General features: G+C 43.7%; 12 protein-coding genes. 8 read left to right on the plus strand and 4 right to left on the minus strand.

Going from position 1 to position 19,186, the window contains the following annotated elements:
• Nucleotides 1-31: 31 nt before the first annotated feature.
• From K429_RS0114345 to radA, 3 genes are read right to left on the minus strand one after another with little or no spacing between them, the layout of a single operon-like run.
• Nucleotides 32-1,636 carry an NAD(P)/FAD-dependent oxidoreductase gene (locus K429_RS0114345; protein WP_026367311.1) on the minus strand — a complete coding sequence of 535 codons (1,605 nt, stop codon included), beginning with the start codon at nucleotides 1,634-1,636 and terminating at the stop codon, nucleotides 32-34.
• Nucleotides 1,637-1,689: 53 nt separating this feature from the next.
• Nucleotides 1,690-2,061 (minus strand): GxxExxY protein, encoded by a 372-nt coding sequence (locus tag K429_RS0114350; protein ID WP_026367312.1) that lies wholly within the window; start codon nucleotides 2,059-2,061, stop codon nucleotides 1,690-1,692.
• A 48-nt stretch (nucleotides 2,062-2,109) separates the two neighbouring features.
• On the minus strand, nucleotides 2,110-3,477 hold the full coding sequence (gene radA, locus K429_RS0114355; protein WP_026367313.1) for a DNA repair protein RadA: 1,368 nt from the start codon (nucleotides 3,475-3,477) through the stop codon (nucleotides 2,110-2,112).
• A 435-nt stretch (nucleotides 3,478-3,912) separates the two neighbouring features.
• On the opposite strand from radA, the gene K429_RS0114360 reads away from it, so the two are divergent.
• Genes K429_RS0114360 through K429_RS0114375 form a run of 4 tightly spaced genes read left to right on the plus strand, consistent with a single transcriptional unit; the run spans nucleotide 3,913 to nucleotide 10,956 of the window.
• Nucleotides 3,913-5,445 carry a glycoside hydrolase family 28 protein gene (locus tag K429_RS0114360; protein ID WP_026367314.1) on the plus strand — a complete coding sequence of 511 codons (1,533 nt, stop codon included), beginning with the start codon at nucleotides 3,913-3,915 and terminating at the stop codon, nucleotides 5,443-5,445.
• An 11-nt stretch (nucleotides 5,446-5,456) separates the two neighbouring features.
• Nucleotides 5,457-6,896, plus strand: a complete 1,440-nt coding sequence (locus K429_RS0114365; protein WP_026367315.1) for a sialate O-acetylesterase — start codon at nucleotides 5,457-5,459, stop codon at nucleotides 6,894-6,896.
• 16 nt (nucleotides 6,897-6,912) lie between these two features.
• Entirely contained in the window at nucleotides 6,913-9,114 is a 2,202-nt protein-coding gene (locus tag K429_RS0114370) for a glycoside hydrolase family 3 N-terminal domain-containing protein (protein WP_026367316.1), read from the plus strand.
• Between the two features lie 45 nt (nucleotides 9,115-9,159).
• A complete protein-coding gene (locus K429_RS0114375) occupies nucleotides 9,160-10,956 on the plus strand; it encodes a hypothetical protein (RefSeq protein ID WP_026367317.1) in 1,797 nt (598 codons plus the stop codon).
• Between the two features lie 51 nt (nucleotides 10,957-11,007).
• Here K429_RS0114375 and K429_RS0114380 read toward each other — a convergent pair whose 3' ends face one another.
• A complete protein-coding gene (locus K429_RS0114380) occupies nucleotides 11,008-14,940 on the minus strand; it encodes a two-component regulator propeller domain-containing protein (RefSeq protein ID WP_155923408.1) in 3,933 nt (1,310 codons plus the stop codon).
• Nucleotides 14,941-15,381: 441 nt separating this feature from the next.
• On the opposite strand from K429_RS0114380, the gene K429_RS0114390 reads away from it, so the two are divergent.
• The 4 genes from K429_RS0114390 (at nucleotide 15,382) to K429_RS0114405 (ending at nucleotide 19,085) form a co-directional block, all read left to right on the plus strand.
• A complete protein-coding gene (locus K429_RS0114390) occupies nucleotides 15,382-16,512 on the plus strand; it encodes a site-specific integrase (RefSeq protein WP_026367319.1) in 1,131 nt (376 codons plus the stop codon).
• Nucleotides 16,513-16,651: 139 nt separating this feature from the next.
• Nucleotides 16,652-17,416, plus strand: coding sequence for a hypothetical protein (locus tag K429_RS28720; protein ID WP_044096673.1), 765 nt, complete (start codon nucleotides 16,652-16,654; stop codon nucleotides 17,414-17,416).
• Nucleotides 17,417-17,626: 210 nt separating this feature from the next.
• Nucleotides 17,627-18,001: a helix-turn-helix domain-containing protein gene (locus K429_RS0114400; protein WP_026367320.1), complete on the plus strand. Its 375-nt coding sequence runs from the start codon at nucleotides 17,627-17,629 to the stop codon at nucleotides 17,999-18,001.
• Nucleotides 17,979-19,085 carry an AAA family ATPase gene (locus K429_RS0114405; RefSeq protein ID WP_026367321.1) on the plus strand — a complete coding sequence of 369 codons (1,107 nt, stop codon included), beginning with the start codon at nucleotides 17,979-17,981 and terminating at the stop codon, nucleotides 19,083-19,085. Before K429_RS0114400 ends, K429_RS0114405 begins: the two co-directional genes overlap by 23 nt.
• The last annotated feature ends 101 nt before the right edge of the window (nucleotides 19,086-19,186 follow it).

The raw sequence follows: 19,186 nt of genomic DNA on the forward strand, positions 1-19,186 counted from the left end.
TTTGAATGAGTTAATATACCCTCCTTGAATTTTATAGATTGAAATAACCGGCTACCGCTTCCGCGCATCGTTCCCCGTCAATACCGGCAGAAACAATACCACCTGCATATCCTGCTCCTTCTCCGCATGGAAACAATCCTCTAATTCTTACATGCTGCAAAGTTTCCCTATCTCTTATGATTCGTACGGGGGCAGAGGTGCGTGTCTCTACGCCAATCATTACTGCTTCATTGGTCAGGAAACCGTGACTGTATCGTCCGAATTGCTGGAATCCTTTGCTGAGTCGTTCAGTAATGAACGGTGGCATCCAGAAGTGTAGGGGAGAAGAGATTAATCCTGGAGCATACGAGCTTTCCGGTAGATCATAACTCAGCTTCTTGCGTGTAAAGTCCTGCATCCGTTGTGCAGGTGCTGTTTGTCGCATATTGCCTTGTTGCCAGCAATTATATTCCAATGCCTCCTGAAAGTACATCATGCTGAGTTGGGGATAGGTAATACTATCATCCTGCATAGCTGTTCCTCTATTTTCTATCTTCAATCCTTCGTCTTCCAGATCTTCCGGCCTTAGCTCTACGACCATTCCCGAATTGCTCCAACGCGAGCCACGGTTACTGGGACTCATTCCGTTTACTACAATCTGTTGCGGGCCACTGGCAGCAGGTACCACGAAACCACCCGGGCACATGCAGAAACTGTATACCCCTCGTCCGTCCACCTGATTCACAAAACTATATTCGGCGGCAGGCAGATATTTTCCCCGTCCGTCCTTGCTATGATATTGTATCTGATCGATTAATTCCGAAGGATGTTCCAAACGTACACCGACTGCAATACCTTTAGCTTCAACCTCCACTTGATTGGCAGCCAACCAACGGTACACATCCCGTGCCGAATGTCCTGTTGCCAGAATCACCGGACCCAGAATTGTTTGTCCTGTATGGGTTTCGATACCTTTTATCTCATCGTTTTCGATAATCAGCGCCTCCATACGTGTCTCAAAGTGCACTTCTCCGCCACATTCGAGAATGGTATTCCGCATATTCTCTATCACACGTGGCAGTTTATCCGTTCCGATATGCGGATGTGCATCCACTAATATAGCAGTAGATGCACCATGCTGGCAGAATACATTCAGTATCTTGTCTACATTCCCGCGTTTTTTGCTACGGGTATAAAGCTTTCCATCCGAATAAGCGCCTGCACCTCCTTCACCGAAACTATAATTGGATTCCGGATTTACAGTATGCTCCCGGCTGATCTGAGCCAAGTCTTTTTTTCGGTCGCGTACATTCTTTCCACGCTCTACGATGATTGGACGGAGTCCCAGTTCTATCAGTCTCAGCGCAGCAAACAGTCCGCCGGGACCGGCACCCACGACAATAACCTGTGGTTTGTCTTCTACATTCTTATAGATAGTAGGCTGGTATTCATCGTCTTTGGGCATTTCGTTCAGATATACCCGTACATTCAGATTGACGAAGATGGTTCGTTGCCGGGCATCAATGCTGCGCTTCAAGATACGTGTCGCATTAATATTCCGCACATTCAGTCCTTTTTCCTGTACGAGGTACTCTTTTAATTGTTGTTCATTGGCGGCTACTTCGGGTAGCACGCGTAGTTGGTATTCTTGTATCATAATTTATTTTTTCACCACAGAGTAACACAGAGTTCCACTGAGTTAATTATTAATTAAACAATATATCTTTTGATACCTTCTTTTAAACTCTTTACATTGAAATTGATAAGTAATCCGTGTTTTATATTAGATAGTTTTAAGTAGGTGATTAATTGTGAAGTATGAATAGGGTGTAACGTCTCTACTGATTTTAATTCTATTATAACACAATTATTTACTACTATATCTAATCGATATCCAGCATCCACTTTTATCCCTTTATAAATAATAGGTAATGCTTTTTGCCTTTCAACTAACAGGTTACATTGAGACAATTCATAAAATAAACATTCTTCATAGGCACTTTCTAATAATCCAGGTCCTAATGTTGAATGTACTTCAAAGGCCTTTTTCAATATTAATCCTGTTATATCATTTATATCCATTTTTTATATATTTAAACTCAGTGAAACTCCGTGCTACTCTGTGGTGAATCACCCGAATAGCACCCTGAATGCCTCCTCCACCTTCCTCACCGGTATCAGTTCTATTTTAATTTTCTTCGTATCAATTCCTTGTAAATTGTATTTCGGTAGCACGAACCGTCTGAATCCCAGCTTTTCCGCTTCACCGATCCGTTGTTCAATCCGGTTCACCGGACGTATTTCTCCGGACAGACCGATTTCCCCTGCCATACAGACTTCCGGTTCAATAGCCGTATCCATATTGCTGGAAAGTATAGCGCTGATAACCGCCAGGTCTATTGCCGGATCATTCACCTTCAGTCCTCCGGCAATATTGAGGAACACATCCTTCTGGGCCAGTTTGAAGCCCACTCGTTTTTCCAGTACTGCCAATAACATATTCATTCTTCGAATATCAAATCCCGTGGCCGAACGTTGCGGATTACCATATACCGCACTGCTCACCAATGCCTGTGTCTCAATCAAGAACGGGCGTATCCCTTCTATAGCCGAAGCTATCGCTATGCCACTCATACCTTCATGATCCTGGCTCAGCAATAACTCCGACGGATTACTGACTTGCCGTAATCCATCCTGACGCATTTCATAAATACCCAATTCCGCTGTACTGCCGAAACGATTCTTGATACTACGCAGAATACGATACATATAATGCTGGTCACCCTCAAACTGCAACACCGTGTCTACGATATGTTCCAGAACTTTCGGTCCGGCAATGCTGCCTTCCTTATTGATATGCCCGATAAGCAATACCGGGGTATGCGTTTCTTTGGCAAAGCGCAGGATACTTGCAGAACATTCGCGCACTTGTGCGATGCTTCCCGGGGAGGATTCAATGCTTTCCGTAGAAATAGTCTGTATAGAGTCGATGATCACCAACTCCGGACGGGTATTCTTGATGTGAACAAAAATCTGTTCCAATGATGTTTCACAAACGATGAGGCAATCTGTGGAATTGTGCGATAACCGGTCTGCACGTAATTTCAACTGACGGGCACTTTCCTCACCCGATACATAAAGAACGCGCTTTTCAGGGATGTGAAGCACAGTTTGTAGTACCAAAGTAGATTTACCGATTCCCGGTTCTCCACCAATCAACACCAGAGAACCCGGAACCAATCCGCCTCCCAGCACCCGGTTCAACTCTTCATCATGCAAGTCGATACGCGGTTCATCATCCGCTTCTATTTCACTGAGAACGATGGGTTTTGGCTTTTCTGTCTCAATCCCGGATACCGGACGTTTGTTTACGACTTCTTTTCGTATCACTTCTTCCACATACGTGTTCCACTCTCCGCACGACGGACATTTGCCTACCCACTTCGGAGACTCTTGTCCGCAGTTGCTACACACATAAACCGTTTTTTCTTTTGCCATAAGGAAATCTACTTGCTGAATGATTTGTCAAAGATACGAATTTAGCTGTTTACGAGGCAGAAAAACAGGACAATTTATTCCACCTCGTACCTCCTTTATACCTCCTTCGTACCCTCTTCGTATCTGCTTCGCTATTTTCATCCTTCTATAGAAGCGAAGGAAATGCGAACCGGGTACGGCTGAAAAGAGCTTTTGACCAGAACTGTTCAGGCATCAAGTTTTATGAATAGTCCGAAAAACTTTCGGGCTGACAGAGTATTTGTAGAGCTTAAATTGTGGATTATAACAGATTAAAACAGCGAGAAAGCATATTGTGGAGTATTGTGTTATTATTGGGTGGTTTTATGTTATCACTTCTTACTCTATAGCGCTATATTTGCACCAGTGCTTTTTTATAGTGACTCATTTAGTGAACTAAAAAATAAGTGAACCTTTATGTTTTATATGAGATACCTGACATCTGTACTATTTTTATTTTTAGGAATTCTGCCTTTGGTGAGTTTCGGACAAGAAGTTCATACCATAAAGGCTATAGGAGATCTTCCGCTCAGTGATCAATTTCAAGTGAGAGTAAACGGACAGGCTGCTACTGTTGAAAAACTGGAGAAGTTTGATGTTCCTATTCATTATACTAGGATTACGTATGATGGTGAAGAGCCCATGACAATAGAAATCAAGATAGATAATCCTATTGAATATTACTCCATTAGTCCTAAAAGAAAGCAATTTGAAGGGCAGGTCAAGGATCATGTTCTTTCATTTTCTCTCCATGAACCCACTTATTTGCTGGTTAAAATAAACAGGCTTGAAGAGCTTTTTATTTTGGTTGACAAAATGCAGGATTACAAGTCCGATACCTCTAAAGGTTCTCTAACAGACATCATGGATTATCAGGTGGACGATACAGGAAAAAGTATTGAAACAGCGAAAATTCAGAAGGCTATAGATGATGTTTCCCGTACGAATGGAGTTCTGTATTTTCCTGCGGGCATATATAAAACAGGAGAATTGAATATGCGGAGCAATATATCTGTTGTCTTATCAGAAGGAGCTTTACTATCGGGCAGTGAGGATGTGAAAGATTATACGGATAAGTCTTTAATCCGTCTGGATAACGTTTCAAATTTCCGTTTATTAGGTTATGGCATTATTGATGGTTCCGGTTGGTCCGGACTGCGTAGTAATGGCGGTACCGGATTTCATTTACTATATGCATCGGACTGCAACGATATATTAATTGATGGTGTTATGCTCCGTGATCCTTCCTTTTGGAATACGAGGGTTTATCGTTCCCGAAATGTCCATCTGAAGAATATAAAGATACTCAATAACCGTCCTTATGAGAACTGGACTAATACGGATGGCGTTGATTTTGATTCTTCTGTTGATTGTTCGGTCACACATGCCGTGATACATGCCGGTGATGACAACCTGGTGGTAAAGGGCCTTGATAAGGAACGATTGTTTGCTTCCGAGAATATACTGTTTGATGATGTTTTGACAGTCAGTAATTCTGCTGCAACTAAGATCGGTACGGAAACAGGGGTAGAATATTTCAAGAATATAACATTCAGGAATATAGATGTAGTAAAATGTAAACGTGCTTTGGTGATAAATGCCTATGACTCCACCCGTGTTGAAAATATCAAGTTTGAGAATATCTTTGTGGAAGAGTTCGATTTCAATGGTACTGAATCTCCCCGCCTGATCGATTTTGAAATAACAGATAAGAGTTGGCGGGAATGTGTGGGAAATTGTACGATTAATAATGTCCGGATAAATAATGTACATGTAGGGTGTGGCCTGCAACAAGTGACTTCCCAGATCTTGGGGAAGAATAAAGAATTTGGTGTGGATGGAGTATACATTCATAACCTGAAAGTGCAGGATAAGGAAATACATAGCCTTTCTGATTTGAATATGAAGGTAAATGAGTTTGCGAAAAGAATTATATTCATAAATAAATAGAAATCTGATAGATGAAAAAAGTGTTATTAAATCTGGTATTCCTTTTTGCTTTGGTATGTTTTGCTGGGGCACAGGAGTTTAAGGTTGCTGATATTTTCAGTGACAATATGGTGTTGCAGCAAAAGATAAATAATCCGTTCTGGGGTTGGGGAAAACCGGGAACGAAAGTGACTATTTCCACTTCATGGAATCCGGATAAAGAATATACGGGAGTTGTTAATTCTAAAGGTACTTGGAAGATAGCCGTACCTACGCCTGCTGCCGGAGGACCTTATGAGGTGACAGTCACTGCCAATAAGAAGAAAGTCTTTCAGAATGTGTTTGTGGGAGAAGTATGGTTGGCAAGCGGACAGTCCAACATGAGTATGCCGCTGAAAGGATACTATTGCCAGCCGGTACTGGGATCTACAGAGGCCATATTGTCTTCAGCAAAAAAGCAAATACATTTCATTAATATACCTACTTTAGCGGCCTATAAACCATTGGAACATTTTGAGGCCGAATGGGTGAAGGCTTCTCCGGAGAATGTAGCGGAATGTACGGCTGTGGGATGGTTCTTTGCAGATTTCTTACAGCGCAATATGGATGTGCCGGTCGGTATTATCAATGCCAGTTATGGAGGTTCCAACATCGAAGCATGGATGAATGCGGAAGCTTGTAAACAATTTGATGATATCCCCGTACCGCCATTGAGTGATGAAACTTCTCCGTGGATTAGTAATGTGCCTACGGTTCTGTACAATGGCATGATTCACCCACTGGTGGGATATGGCATAAAAGGTATTATCTGGTATCAGGGTGAGTCTAATATTTTCAATGTGCCCCGTTATGCTCCCTCGGTTGCTGCCATGGTAAGTAAATGGCGCGAAGCCTGGGGATTGGGAGAAGTACCTTTCTATTATGCACAGATTGCCCCTTACGATTATAAAGAGTGGAATTTTTTCACACCTCAATGGCCGGAAGTTTCGGCTTATCAACGGGAAGCGCAAAGACAGTGTCTAACGTTAATTCCAAACTCTGCAATGGCAGTATTGTTGGATGTAGGAGAGCGATATCTGATCCATCCGAGGAGGAAAAAAGAAGTAGGCGACCGTTTGGGCATGCTGGCACTCTCTAAAACCTATGAAATGAAAGGATTTGAAGCGGAAAGTCCGACTTTCAGTAAAATGGAGGTTGAGGGAAATAAGGCTATTATTCATTTTGACAATCAATTTAATGGGCTTACCAGCTATGGAAAGACTCTGGAACTGTTTGAGATATCCGGAGACAATAAGGTATTCCATAAGGCGGACGCCTATATTGATGAGGAAAAAGGTACTGTGGTAGTCACATGCAAGTATGTGGCAGAGCCTAAAGCTGTGAGATATGCATTTAAGGATTTTGTAAAGGCGGAATTATTTGGTACAGGTGGTCTGCCGGTATCTTCCTTCCGCACTGATGATTGGGATTAATTAATAACATGATACTATGCGAAAACTATTGATTTTATTCGTATCGGCTTTGCTCCCGTGGTTATCTGTCCGGTCACAGAAACCGGTTTATAAAGATGCGGGACAGCCTGTTGAAACCAGAGTGAAAGATTTGCTGAATCGGATGACATTGCATGAAAAGGTGCTTCAACTGAATCAATATACATTTGGGGAGAATGATAATCCCAATAATATAGGTACGGAGGTGAAAAATCTTCCGGCGGAGATTGGTTCGCTGATTTATCTCCATACCGATCCGAAGTTACGTAACCGGATTCAGCGTAAGGCAATGGAAGAATCTCGCCTGGGGATACCCATTCTTTTTGGGTTTGATGTGATTCACGGGTTGCGTACGGTGTATCCGATTTCATTGGCACAGGCTTGTAGCTTTAATCCTGATTTAGTGACTCAGGCTTGCGGGATGGCTGCTAAGGAGTCTGTATTGTCGGGTATTGACTGGACATTTTCACCTATGATTGATGTGGCGAGGGATCCCCGTTGGGGACGTATTTCCGAATGTTATGGAGAAGATCCTTACCTGAATACAGTCTTTGGTGTAGCATCGGTGAAAGGTTACCAAGGCGAGAAACTGTCTGATCCGTATTCTATCGCAGCTTGCCTGAAACATTATGTAGGTTATGGTGTATCCGAAGGCGGACGGGATTACAGGTATACGGATATATCACCCCAAGCTTTGTGGGAAACCTATCTACCGCCTTATGAAGCCTGTGTGAAAGCAGGTGCCGCCACGCTTATGAGCAGTTTTAATGACATAAGCGGAGTACCGGCTACTTCAAACCATTATATCTTAACTGAAATTCTGAAGAATAAGTGGCGGCATGACGGTTTTGTCGTATCCGACTGGAATGCAATAGAGCAGCTGATTTATCAGGGTGTTGCCAAGGATCGCAAAGAAGCTGCGTATAAGGCTTTCCATGCCGGTGTGGAGATGGATATGCGGGACAATGTTTATTATGAATATTTAGAGCAGTTGGTTGCTGAAAAGAAGATAGAAATTTCGCAGATAGATGATGCGGTTGCCCGTATACTTCGGGTCAAATTTCGCCTGGGCTTATTTGATGAACCTTATACGAAAGAGCTGACCGAGCAGGAACGTTATTTGCAGAAAGAGGATATTGCTTTGGCAGCGCGTCTGGCAGAAGAATCAATGGTGCTGTTGAAGAATGAAAAGAACTTGTTGCCTCTTTCTTCAACGGTTAAAAGAGTTGCGTTGATAGGACCTATGGTCAAGGATCGTTCCGATTTGTTAGGTGCCTGGACTTTTAAAGGTCAGGCCGAAGATGTGGAGACCATTTATGAAGGAATGCAGAAAGAATTTGGTGATAAAGTGCGGCTGGATTATGAGCAGGGCTGTGCATTGGATGGAAATGATGAATCGGGTTTCTCCGCTGCCTTGAAAACGGCTGAGGCATCCGATGTAGTAGTGGTATGTTTAGGTGAGTCCAAACAGTGGAGTGGAGAGAATGCTTCACGCTCTACAATTGCTTTGCCCGATATTCAGGAAAAGTTGCTTTTGCATTTGAAGCAGGCGAATAAGCCCATTGTACTTGTACTTTCCAGTGGTCGCCCTCTTGAGTTGATCAGATTGGAACCTCAGGTAGAAGCTATCATTGAGATGTGGCAGCCCGGTGTTGCGGGAGGAACTCCCTTAGCGGGTATTTTATCGGGCAGGGTAAATCCTTCCGGAAAGTTGTCAGTGACATTCCCGCTGTCTACAGGTCAGATACCGGTCTACTATAATATGCGACAGTCTGCCCGTCCGTTCGATGCGATGGGGGATTATCAGGATATTCCTACCGAACCTCTGTATCCGTTCGGGTATGGATTGAGTTATACTACCTTTACTTACTCTGATGCAAAACTTTCTTCCTTGAAAATCAAAAAGAATCAGAAGATAACAGCCGAGGTTACAGTGACTAACGCGGGTAAGGTGGAAGGAAAAGAAACTGTGCTATGGTATGTGTCTGATCCGTTTTGTAGCATTTCCCGTCCTATGAAAGAACTGAAATTCTTTGAAAAACAATCGTTGAAGGTTGGTGAAAGCAGAGTCTTTCGGTTTGAGATTGATCCTATGAGAGATTTGAGCTATACGGATGCAACGGGCAAACGCTTTTTGGAGGCGGGTGAATTTATAGTGTCGGTAGGTGGCCGGAAACTGACTTTTGAAGTGGTGGACTAAGTTTTCCGGTGAATAAACAGTCTTTGATAAAAATAGATATGACTTATGAATAGAATAAGAATAAATATCCTGTTGCTGTTGTTGTGCATATTCATTCCTGGAGTGGCGCAGAATGTATCTGACGGATGGAATAAAAATAGAACGGCAAGATTGAACAAACCTGTATTTGTCTATAACAATTGGTCCGCCTATGATGAATTGTCTGATAACATTCCTCTGGATGAGGCATTGGCAATGAAAGAGTTGGATCACATAGTGCGTTTGAAAAAATTGGGTGTACAGGTGGATTATTATATGATGGACGCATTCTGGTTTGATGTGAATGAAGGATATCGTAAGTGGAGGCCGGACTGCTGGCCGGAAGGTCCCAAACGTTGGCTGGATGCGTGTAAAAGAGAAGGAATAAAGCCCGGATTGTGGTTTTCTACGAACCTGCTGCGCATAGGTGGAGAGGCAAATACGATGAAGATTATTCCGGAATGGGAAAGCTCTGTGGCGGAAGACGGAACAACTCTTTGTCTGTTCAGGGGAGGATATTTGCACCATCTTATGCAGACCCTGCAAATGTACGCGGATATGGGTATTAAGATGTTCAAATTTGATTTTGCTTATTTTGATGCGGCAACTCCTGATGCCAAATGTACGATGTTGCCTACTGATATTGAGGAACAGAATAAAAATGCCTTTATTTCTGCCATAAAAGAATTTCGTTATAGGAATCCGGATGTACTTTTTATTGGCTACAATGGTTTTGGGGGTGATATGGAAAATACGGTTACCCCGTTTCGAAAAACGGTAGACCTGCGTTGGCTGGAAATATTTGATACGATGTATTGCGGTGATCCCCGCTTATCCGATGTGCCGATGATGAACTTCTGGCGTTCACAGGATTTGTATTCGGATCACATGACCTTTCAATACTTGTTTAACGGAGTACCGGTCCGGCGCATTGACAACTGTGCTTTTATGATTGGTACCACGGGTACTTGTTATAACAGGGCTTTAAATGCTTGGAAAGGCATGATGATTCTGACGATGGCACGCGGGGGCTGGCTGAATGTCTGTCATGGAAATATTGATTTGCTAAGTGATGATGATGCCCGCTGGATGGCTAAAGTGCAGCAATTGTATATGAAGGTACAGCAGTATGGAAGTATTTCAGCATTCGGGGCTATCCCCGGCAAAGCGCTGCCATACGGATACATGGCTTCCACTGAAGGAGGAAAACTTTATACTGTGGTAAACGCATCACAAGAGAAAGCCAAAGTAATGTTGCCTGAAGCGACAGGAACGGGGAGGGTGCTTTTTACGGACAGTGGTTTTATGCCTGTTTTAGAAAAGAATATTGTGGAATTGGGGCCGGAACAGATGGTTGTTGTCGGATACGGCAAGTTCAGTACCCGGGAGTATGATTTAGGTATTGAGAAAGATATCGTTATCCCTGCAACAATTCAAAAGGTAAAAATAGATGTGCAAAAGAAAAATGAGCATACCTTGCAGGCACATTACACCCCTTCGAAAGGGAAAACTGTACGGATTCTCTTTCAGCAATTGGATGAGCATGGAAAAGCATTCCGTTCGTGGGGCGGTGCTCCTCCTACCGGGATTAAAATGGACCATTTCTTCAATATAGAAGTAAAGCAGGGCAAGCGTTCTGTTCCGATAAAGAAATCGCATGATAAGATGATCTGGTGCGGCTTGTCATGGGCGGTAGGAGAGGTTTCTGCTGACGATATAAAAGAAGGACGTCCGTTAGAAATAAGTTGTACCGCTATAGATGGGAATAGCGAACACTGCTTATTGGAAGTTTACGAGGTTGGATATTCTGCTGAAAAGAAATAAGATTGGAAAAGGGATGACTGGAACAGTTTCACAGTCATCCCTTTTTTGAGGTTATCGGTCTCCTTTTTTCAGATCCCTGAAATTCTTGGGTGTTTCATTATATACTTCCTTAAAGCACTTGATGAAATAATGTGCTTGGTTAAAGCCGGTCAGGTAGGCTATTTCCGCTATTGACAAATCACTGTTTATCAATAGCTCGGATGCTTTTCGAAGCCGGATAGCCCGGATAAACTGATTGGGTGTCTGCCCGATAAGCATTCTGAACTTCTTATGAAGCACTGTCTTACTGATATTCATGGCTATTGAGAATTCCTCAATGTTGAAGTCCGCCTTATCCAGATTCTCTTCTATCACCTTCATGGCCTGTTGCAGGAATACTTCCTTGGAATTGAACTCAATGGTATCACTGTCTTTGGCTATCAGGTTCTTTAGGAGTTGTTCTTTTCGTTTCTGGCGCGTATTCAGGATATTCATGATCTGATTGATCAATGCTTCCGTATCAAAAGGTTTCTTGATATAGATGTCAGCGCCTTCTTTATAACCCCTTAGTTCATCTTCAGATGAAGTTTTGGCAGTCAGTAATATAACGAATATATCGGCATAAAGGGAATTTTCCTTTATATGGCGGCACAGTGTCAGACCGTCCATACCGGGCATCATGATGTCCGATATTACGATTTCAGGAAGATACTCACCTACTAATTTCAAGGCTTCTTCTCCATGGGTGGCTGTCACTACGTTGAAGTGCTCCGCTAATTTGCCTGCAAGGTATTTAAGTATCTGTTCGTTATCTTCTACCAGTAATATGGTGGCACTGTTCTCTATATTGGTTGCCTGTGCTTTAAATTCGGTAATATCAGTTGTTTCCTGATATTCTTCTGAATTCTCTACCGGTAGTTTGATGCACAGTGTGGTGCCTTGTCCGGGTTGTGAGTCAATAGAAACTGTGCCGTTCATTACTGATACGAATTTCTTCACGACATATAATCCTATGCCCAATCCGTTGGGAGTGTTTTCCTTATTGTATTGGGGTTCCCGGTAGAATTTATTGAATACAGTTGCCTGGTATAACTGATTGATACCCGGTCCCGTATCTTTTATGAATACACTCAATTGTCCATCTATATATTCCAGTGCCACCGATACACTGCCTTGATCGGGGGTGTACTTAATGGCGTTACTCAGTAAGTTATATAAAATCCTTTCAAACTTCACACTGTCAATCCATATATGTATGGAGGGGATGTTGGCCTGATAGGATAGCTGGATTTTTTTAGAGCTTGCCAGATAATTGAATGCATTCACTATGATGCGGCAGAATGATACGATTTCTATGTTTCTATTGTTTATTTTTACTTCAGAGAATTCCACTCGCTTGAAGTCAAGGATTGTAGAAAACAGATCGGATAAGAATGCAGCATTCTTGGTGATAATGGACAGCCTTTCATACTGAATATCATCTTCTTTGGTTTCACGCAACATATCATTGGCAGGTGCCAGTATCAAAGATAAAGGCGTAATCAGGTCGTGCCCGAGACTTTCGAAGAAACTTTCCTTTTCTTTTAATAGTTCTTCTTTCTTCAAAGTCTCCATCTCCTGTATCTTTTGTATACTCTTTCTTCTGTAGTGTCTGATAATCATATATATTATGAGTGCGATGCTCAACAGGATAATCAGGCAGGAAATGAAATAGAACAAAGGTGTTTTCCACCAGGGCGGAGCGACAATAATGCTCATGGACCAGCATGGCTTGGTACCTGACTCTTCGTTATATTTCATAATTTCCAGGGTGTATGTGCCGGGGTTAAGTTGTGAGAAGGTCAGAGGTACGGACATATCGAGATATTGCCAGCTGTCGGTAAAACCGATCATCCTGTATAGGTATTTATTGCAGTAGTTGGCTTCCCCTATTTCAGTAAAGGACAAGGATATCCATTTGGAGGCATAAGACAGTGTGATGGAAGGAATATATTCGGTATTCTCTTTTAAAATCACCCGGTTGTTTATCGTATCGCCTACCTGTATCTTTTGGTGGTTGATCTCCAGATCAGTCAATATGAGTTTGGTCTTATCATACTGATGCAGCGCCTTTTCCACATCCACAACCATGAGTTGTTCGGTATTGCCGAACAGGATATATTCTTTGTTTTCATAGGTTATTTTTTCGGCTGAAAGGATAGAAGAGTTACCCCAATAGCTGATATTCGGTTCGCAGATGCGCTGTTCACTGTTTATGTAGCAGAATATCTTCTCACCGATAAAGAACCATAGATTCTGGTTATCATCGAGCAACAATGACTTGATGGCCCCTTGCGGCAATGGGTATGTAGGGAATGCGGTAGAAACTTGCAGTGAATCATTGGATACTTCCATCTTCAACAGATTGTTTGATGTTCCTATCCACCAGCATTTATTACTTTTATCTTCTATGATAGAGTACACAATCTCCTGGTCGATGATTTTGTCTTTTAGAGTGACCTGATCTGATGCATTGAAGATGGAGAGCCCATTATGTGAAGCTATAAACAATTGATTGTCACGATAAGGTATGATAGCGTTTATCCTGTCCCGACTGAAATAGTCATAATGGATATAATCTTTTATTTGCCGGTTCTTCTTGTCCAGGCATAGGGACATCAGACCGTTTTGTTTGGTGCCTATCCACACTTTATTGTCTTTTATATAGAAAGTCGTAATCTTTTCTAATTCAGTGCTTGCCGTAAATTCTTTCCATTGAATTTCCTGTGAATTATTATTCTGGAAAGAATATAATAATCCTATGCCATCGTGCCCCACTAACGTAATATCCTTATTTTGCCCGATAGATAAGATATGGTCCTTGAATTTGTCTTTGCTTTTATAATTCTCCTTTTCCGTAGAGGTACGCATATCGAAATGATACATACCGTCACCTAAGGTTCCCAACAATATTTTGTCTTGTAAAAGGGCGATAGAAGTGATGGGAGAATGAGTTTTACGAATTGAGAGCAACTGGTTGATTCCCCTGTCTGAGGAGGAGTACTTATAGAGTCCTTTTCCGTATGAACCTATCCAGATGTTATCAAGGCTATCTTTATAAATGGCATTGATAAAAGTGGTACCCAGATGTTCTGTGCCGGGTAGTGGATAAATACGCTCTTGCTCTTTATCATATACTTTTATTCCTTCTCCCCAGGTGCCGATCAGAAGTTTGTTTGCTTCTCCTTCTATGCGGTATATGGGGGTATTGCTGTTATGCAGATGGATGGTCCGGGCTTGTTTAGGTTGTTGGCTCCAGGTTAATTCATAGAGCGCATTATCCCATGAAGAGTAATACAGTGTATTGTCTTCTCCGGTGTCGTGTAGTTGTGTGATGGTCTGGTTCTTGGGAGTAATGTCTGTCCATGTTTGTTTTCGGGAGTTGTACATCACAAGTCCTGTATAGGTGCTGATCCATATATGTCCTTTAGGCTTTTCCACAAAACTGGAGACAATGGCTCCTGAATGGCTACGTTCGGCTGTGAAACTGGTACGTTCTGTATTCTTGGGAGTTAATTTGCATATACCTTCTTCCCAGCTTCCCAACCAAATGTTATGATCAGAGTCTTCGAATATGGAAACAATCCGGTTAGGGATGGGGGCGGAAACCTGCTCATTGAGGTGGATGAACTGGTCGGTCCGCGGATTGTATATGTCTACTCCTCCGGTCTTAAAGCCAATCCATAACAAGCCTTTGGAATCAAGGAACAAGGTTTCTATATTATTATTCTTAAGACTGTTGTTTGTTGCTTTCCCCGATTTATAGACTTTAAACCGATGTCCGTCAAAACGGTTGAGCCCATCTTCTGTGGCAATCCACATATAATAGTCATTTTCGCAGATAGAAGTGATTTCAGAACTTGATAATCCATCTGCTAAATCATAATGCAATAGCTTCTGTGCTCTGGCAGTGAAGGTGGCACAGAATATGAATACAAATAACAAACACTTTCTTATATTACTCATAGCATACTGATTAAAATTCAATATTCAAAAGTAGGAAAAAATAAGCGATCCCCTTCTTTTTGAAGACGCTTAAAAATAAAAGAATCGTGCCGATTGATAACAAATTCCTGTTTTTGATAGCGGATACAGGAATTTGTTATTCTTTTGTGCTTTTCTGTTATCCTGTTTATAAAGAAATAGGGATTTTTGCATCAGTAACTTTTTAATTAAAAATATTAATAATAATCATGAAAATACATCTAAAAAGAAAATAACAGCTAATCAAATATAGATAAAACGCCTTTATTTCAGATGTTTAAGTAAGCATTGTTTCTTTCAGTTATTTTCTTTGTTTTCTTTAATTTGGTTCTTTTTAGGTACATTTTTGTTCCTCTTTTGTTTCTCAATTCGGATTATTATTCGTATCTTTGTAGTAGAAAATAACGAATGAAAGGACACAATATGCCAAGAACAAAAAAGCCTACTAAAGTCAAAGAGCCGATTCGTCTTCGGACAAAGGAATTGGCAGACGGCAGCAAGAGTTTGTATCTGGATATATACCGTAACGGTAAGCGGACATACGAATATCTGAAGATGTATCTTATTCCGGAAACGGATCGCAATGCCCGCCAGCAGAACGAAACGACGATGGCTGCAGCAAATGCAATCAAATCAAAGCGCATCATCGAACTGACCAGCGGTGAAGCCGGCATCGTGAATCATAAGGACAAGGTCTATCTGCTGGACTGGATGCAGACTTACAAGGAGAACCAAGAGAAGCGCGATAAAAAGGGCATAGGTCAAATCAAATCCGTCACCCGTATCCTGAAAGATTACGCAGGGGAAAGGTTCACGTTGGATCGGATTGACGTCGCTTTTTGCCAAGGCTACATCGACTATATGCTGACGAGCTACCGCCCCAAGGGAAAGCCGATAGCCGCTTCTACGCGCAATACCTATTATCAGATTTTCAACGGCGCCCTGAATGCCGCCGTGCGTGCCAAACGGATTTTGAGAAATCCGTTCAACGAGATGGATAAATCGGAGAAGCCCAAGATGCCGGAGAGTGTACGTCCGTACATGACCATCGAAGAGGTGCGGGCATTGATTGACACTCCGATGGAGAACGAGGAGGTAAAGAGGGCCTATCTGTTCTCCTGTTTCTGCGGATTGCGTATCAGTGACATTCTCCGCCTGAAATGGAAGGATATCTTTGTCGATAACGGCCAATACCGCTTGAGTGTAGCCATGCAGAAGACCAAAGAGCCGATTTATCTTCCGCTTTCCAATGAAGCGTTGAAATGGATTCCGGAACGTGGGGACAAAACTGCGGACGAGCATGTATTCAATCTGCCTACTAACGTCAATCAACTTATCAAGCCGTGGGCCAAAGCCGCAGGGATTTCCAAGCGGTTCACCTTCCACACAGCCCGGCACACGTTCGCGACCATGATGCTGACACTCGGCGCAGACCTTTACACGACATCGAAACTGCTCGGACACACAACCGTTACAATGACACAGGTGTATGCCAAGATCATCAATAAGAAGAAAGACGATGCGGTAAATCTGACCAACGGTTTGTTCGATTGACCATGCGATGAACATAAGGGTACATATGCAAACACGTATTAGTGGTGTTGTTCTGGAGGGATTTCCTTTCGGCACAACACCGCTCTTGTATATATATTATAAATCCATTAAAAATTTTAGAAAATGAAAAGACCTGACAATGGCCCTCTCTCTTTTTGGAGGGGACGAACACATGCACCACATTGTTGCAGAACATGATGTAGCGGAAGAACTTTTCGCGTTGCTCGCTGAAGCAAGAACCATTTATCTCCGTGATGTCGTAGCGGGCGGCAAGCAGTACCATCGTTATGTGGAAGATTTCGTAAACGGCCACCGGTACATCGCCTGCAACCGTGCAGCCTGCCGTAACTGTCACGAAATGAACATCCACATCGTTAAAGGGCTGCTGGCCGATTGCGCCCATCTTATCCAACCACTTTTTACCGCAGCGGATTGCTCATTCGAGGCGTACATGGAACTGAAACGGACGTATGATACGTTCGCGCCATCGCCTCCCGTCGTACACCGAGACTACAGTCCGGTAACAGAAGTGCGCCCATTCTCATTCGGCTGCGACTTCACCCCAAAACAGATGACAGGTATTACGGCGTGTGCCGATACTTATCATCTGTTTTGCGTTTCTCCCCTACGCATCGAGGATATGGAATCTCTCTTTGCCTGCAAGGAGGGATTCAGTATCCGGGTGAACAATATCCGCCATGTGGCAATCCTGTTCGAAGCCCTTCTGGAACATTCGCTCATTCAGTCCCAATGGCAGTCGGTCCTCGCCAAGGGGCGGTTCCTGCAGACCAAGGACGGGAAAAGATTTGTTACGGCTGCCAGCCTGTCATCCGCGCTGTCGGCCATGCGGAACAACATGACGTCGGTAGCCTACGGCATCAAGCGGGCTATCAGTAAGCTGTAAAAATGGCAATAAGTGCCAAAAAGCGAAGTATGTGAAAGGTAAAACCGTGAGAGTTACCGTGATACGTGGTTACTCTCACGGTTCAAATTCCCGCCGGCCGGTTTACTTGCCGTACCTTTGTCTTCCGTTAGCGCTACATAACGGAAGGCATACTTCCATTGTCTAATTTTAATTTACAGTCTCATGCAAAACAATAACAGATTGACCTATATGGAACGGCTGAACGAACGGCTCACCGCCATCGAGTCGGTACTGAAGAAGATCGACCCGATAGAAAGCCTGCTTGAGCGCATCGCGCTGTTGGAGAACAACATCTATACCACGAAACAGGTATTCACATTTCAGGAAGCGTGCATGTACATCGGCGTTTCCGAGAGCCTGCTGTACAAGCTCACTTCGGGCAAGGAGATTCCGCATTACAAGCCGCGCGGCAAGATGATCTACTTCGCCAAGGAGGAGCTGGACGAATGGCTCATGCAAAATAATGAGCCCACCGTGGACGAGGCCGTCCGAATGGCGAACGAGGCGTCCGCAACACAACCGTTCTTTAAACAAAGGCGTTATGGAAAACGAAAGAAAAACTGAATGCGATATGCCGGCCGCACCGGACGAACACCGCTTGTCGGATATTCTCTCTGCATCGCAGATCAAGGCGACGGACACCTACGAGACTCCGCCGCAGATTATCTGGATCGACAACTCGACAATCGCCACGCTGGGTAATTTCAGCGCATCGACGGGTAAGGCGAAGTCGAAAAAGACATTCAACGTGTCAGCCATCGTTGCCGCGTCGCTGGCGGGGAAGCAGGTCTTGAACTACCATGCGCACCTGCCCGATGGCAAACGCAGAATCCTGTACGTGGACACGGAGCAGAGCCGCTTCCATTGCCATAATGTACTGGCACGCATCCTGCGGCTGGCCGGGCTGCCTACCACGACCGACAGCGAGAACCTCGACTTTATCTGCCTGCGTGAATACTCGCCGGCGATACGCATCGAGGTCATCGACTATGCCCTGCGCCAGAACCAGGGCTACGGGCTTGTCATCATCGACGGCATCCGCGACCTGATGCTCGACATCAACAGCACGAGTGAATCGGTGGAGGTCATCAACAAGATGATGGAGTGGTCGTCGAAATACAACCTGCACATCCACTGCGTGCTTCACCTGAACAAGGGGGATAACAACGTGCGCGGGCATATCGGCACGGAGATGAGCAACAAGGCCGAAACCGTGTTGGTCATCAGCAAGAACAACGAATGTCCCAGCGTCAGCGAGGTTCATGCGCTGCATATCCGCGAGAAGGAGTTCAAGCCGTTCGCCTTTACCGTCGATGAAGGCGGGCTTCCGGTCATGGCGGAGGATCATTCGTTCTGCGAGACTCCCAGACAGAAGTTAAAACAGCGGGCAGGTTTTATGGACCTGACCATCGAGCAGCACCGGGAAGCTCTGTCCGCCGCATTCGGGGACAAACCCATCCGGGGCTTCGAGAATATGCTGCAGGCCATGATGACCTCTTACGAGGCGGTAGGGTTCAAGCGCGGGCGCAACGTGATGGTCAAATTGCTGCTGTACCTGACCGACACCCTCAAACTGGTCATCAAGCGGGACAAACTTTTTTATTATGACATGACTCCTGCAGAAGCCATGCTTTTTGATGAAGAATGAGGGCGGGCGCGGGCATATATATAATTCAGTTTAATTTAGTATCTATATATATAGGGACGTAAACTAAACTAAACTGGTTTTGTGCAAACAAGTGAAAAGAA

The organism is Bacteroides sp. 14(A) (assembly GCF_000526555.1).
GTDB lineage: Bacteria > Bacteroidota > Bacteroidia > Bacteroidales > Bacteroidaceae > Bacteroides > Bacteroides cellulosilyticus.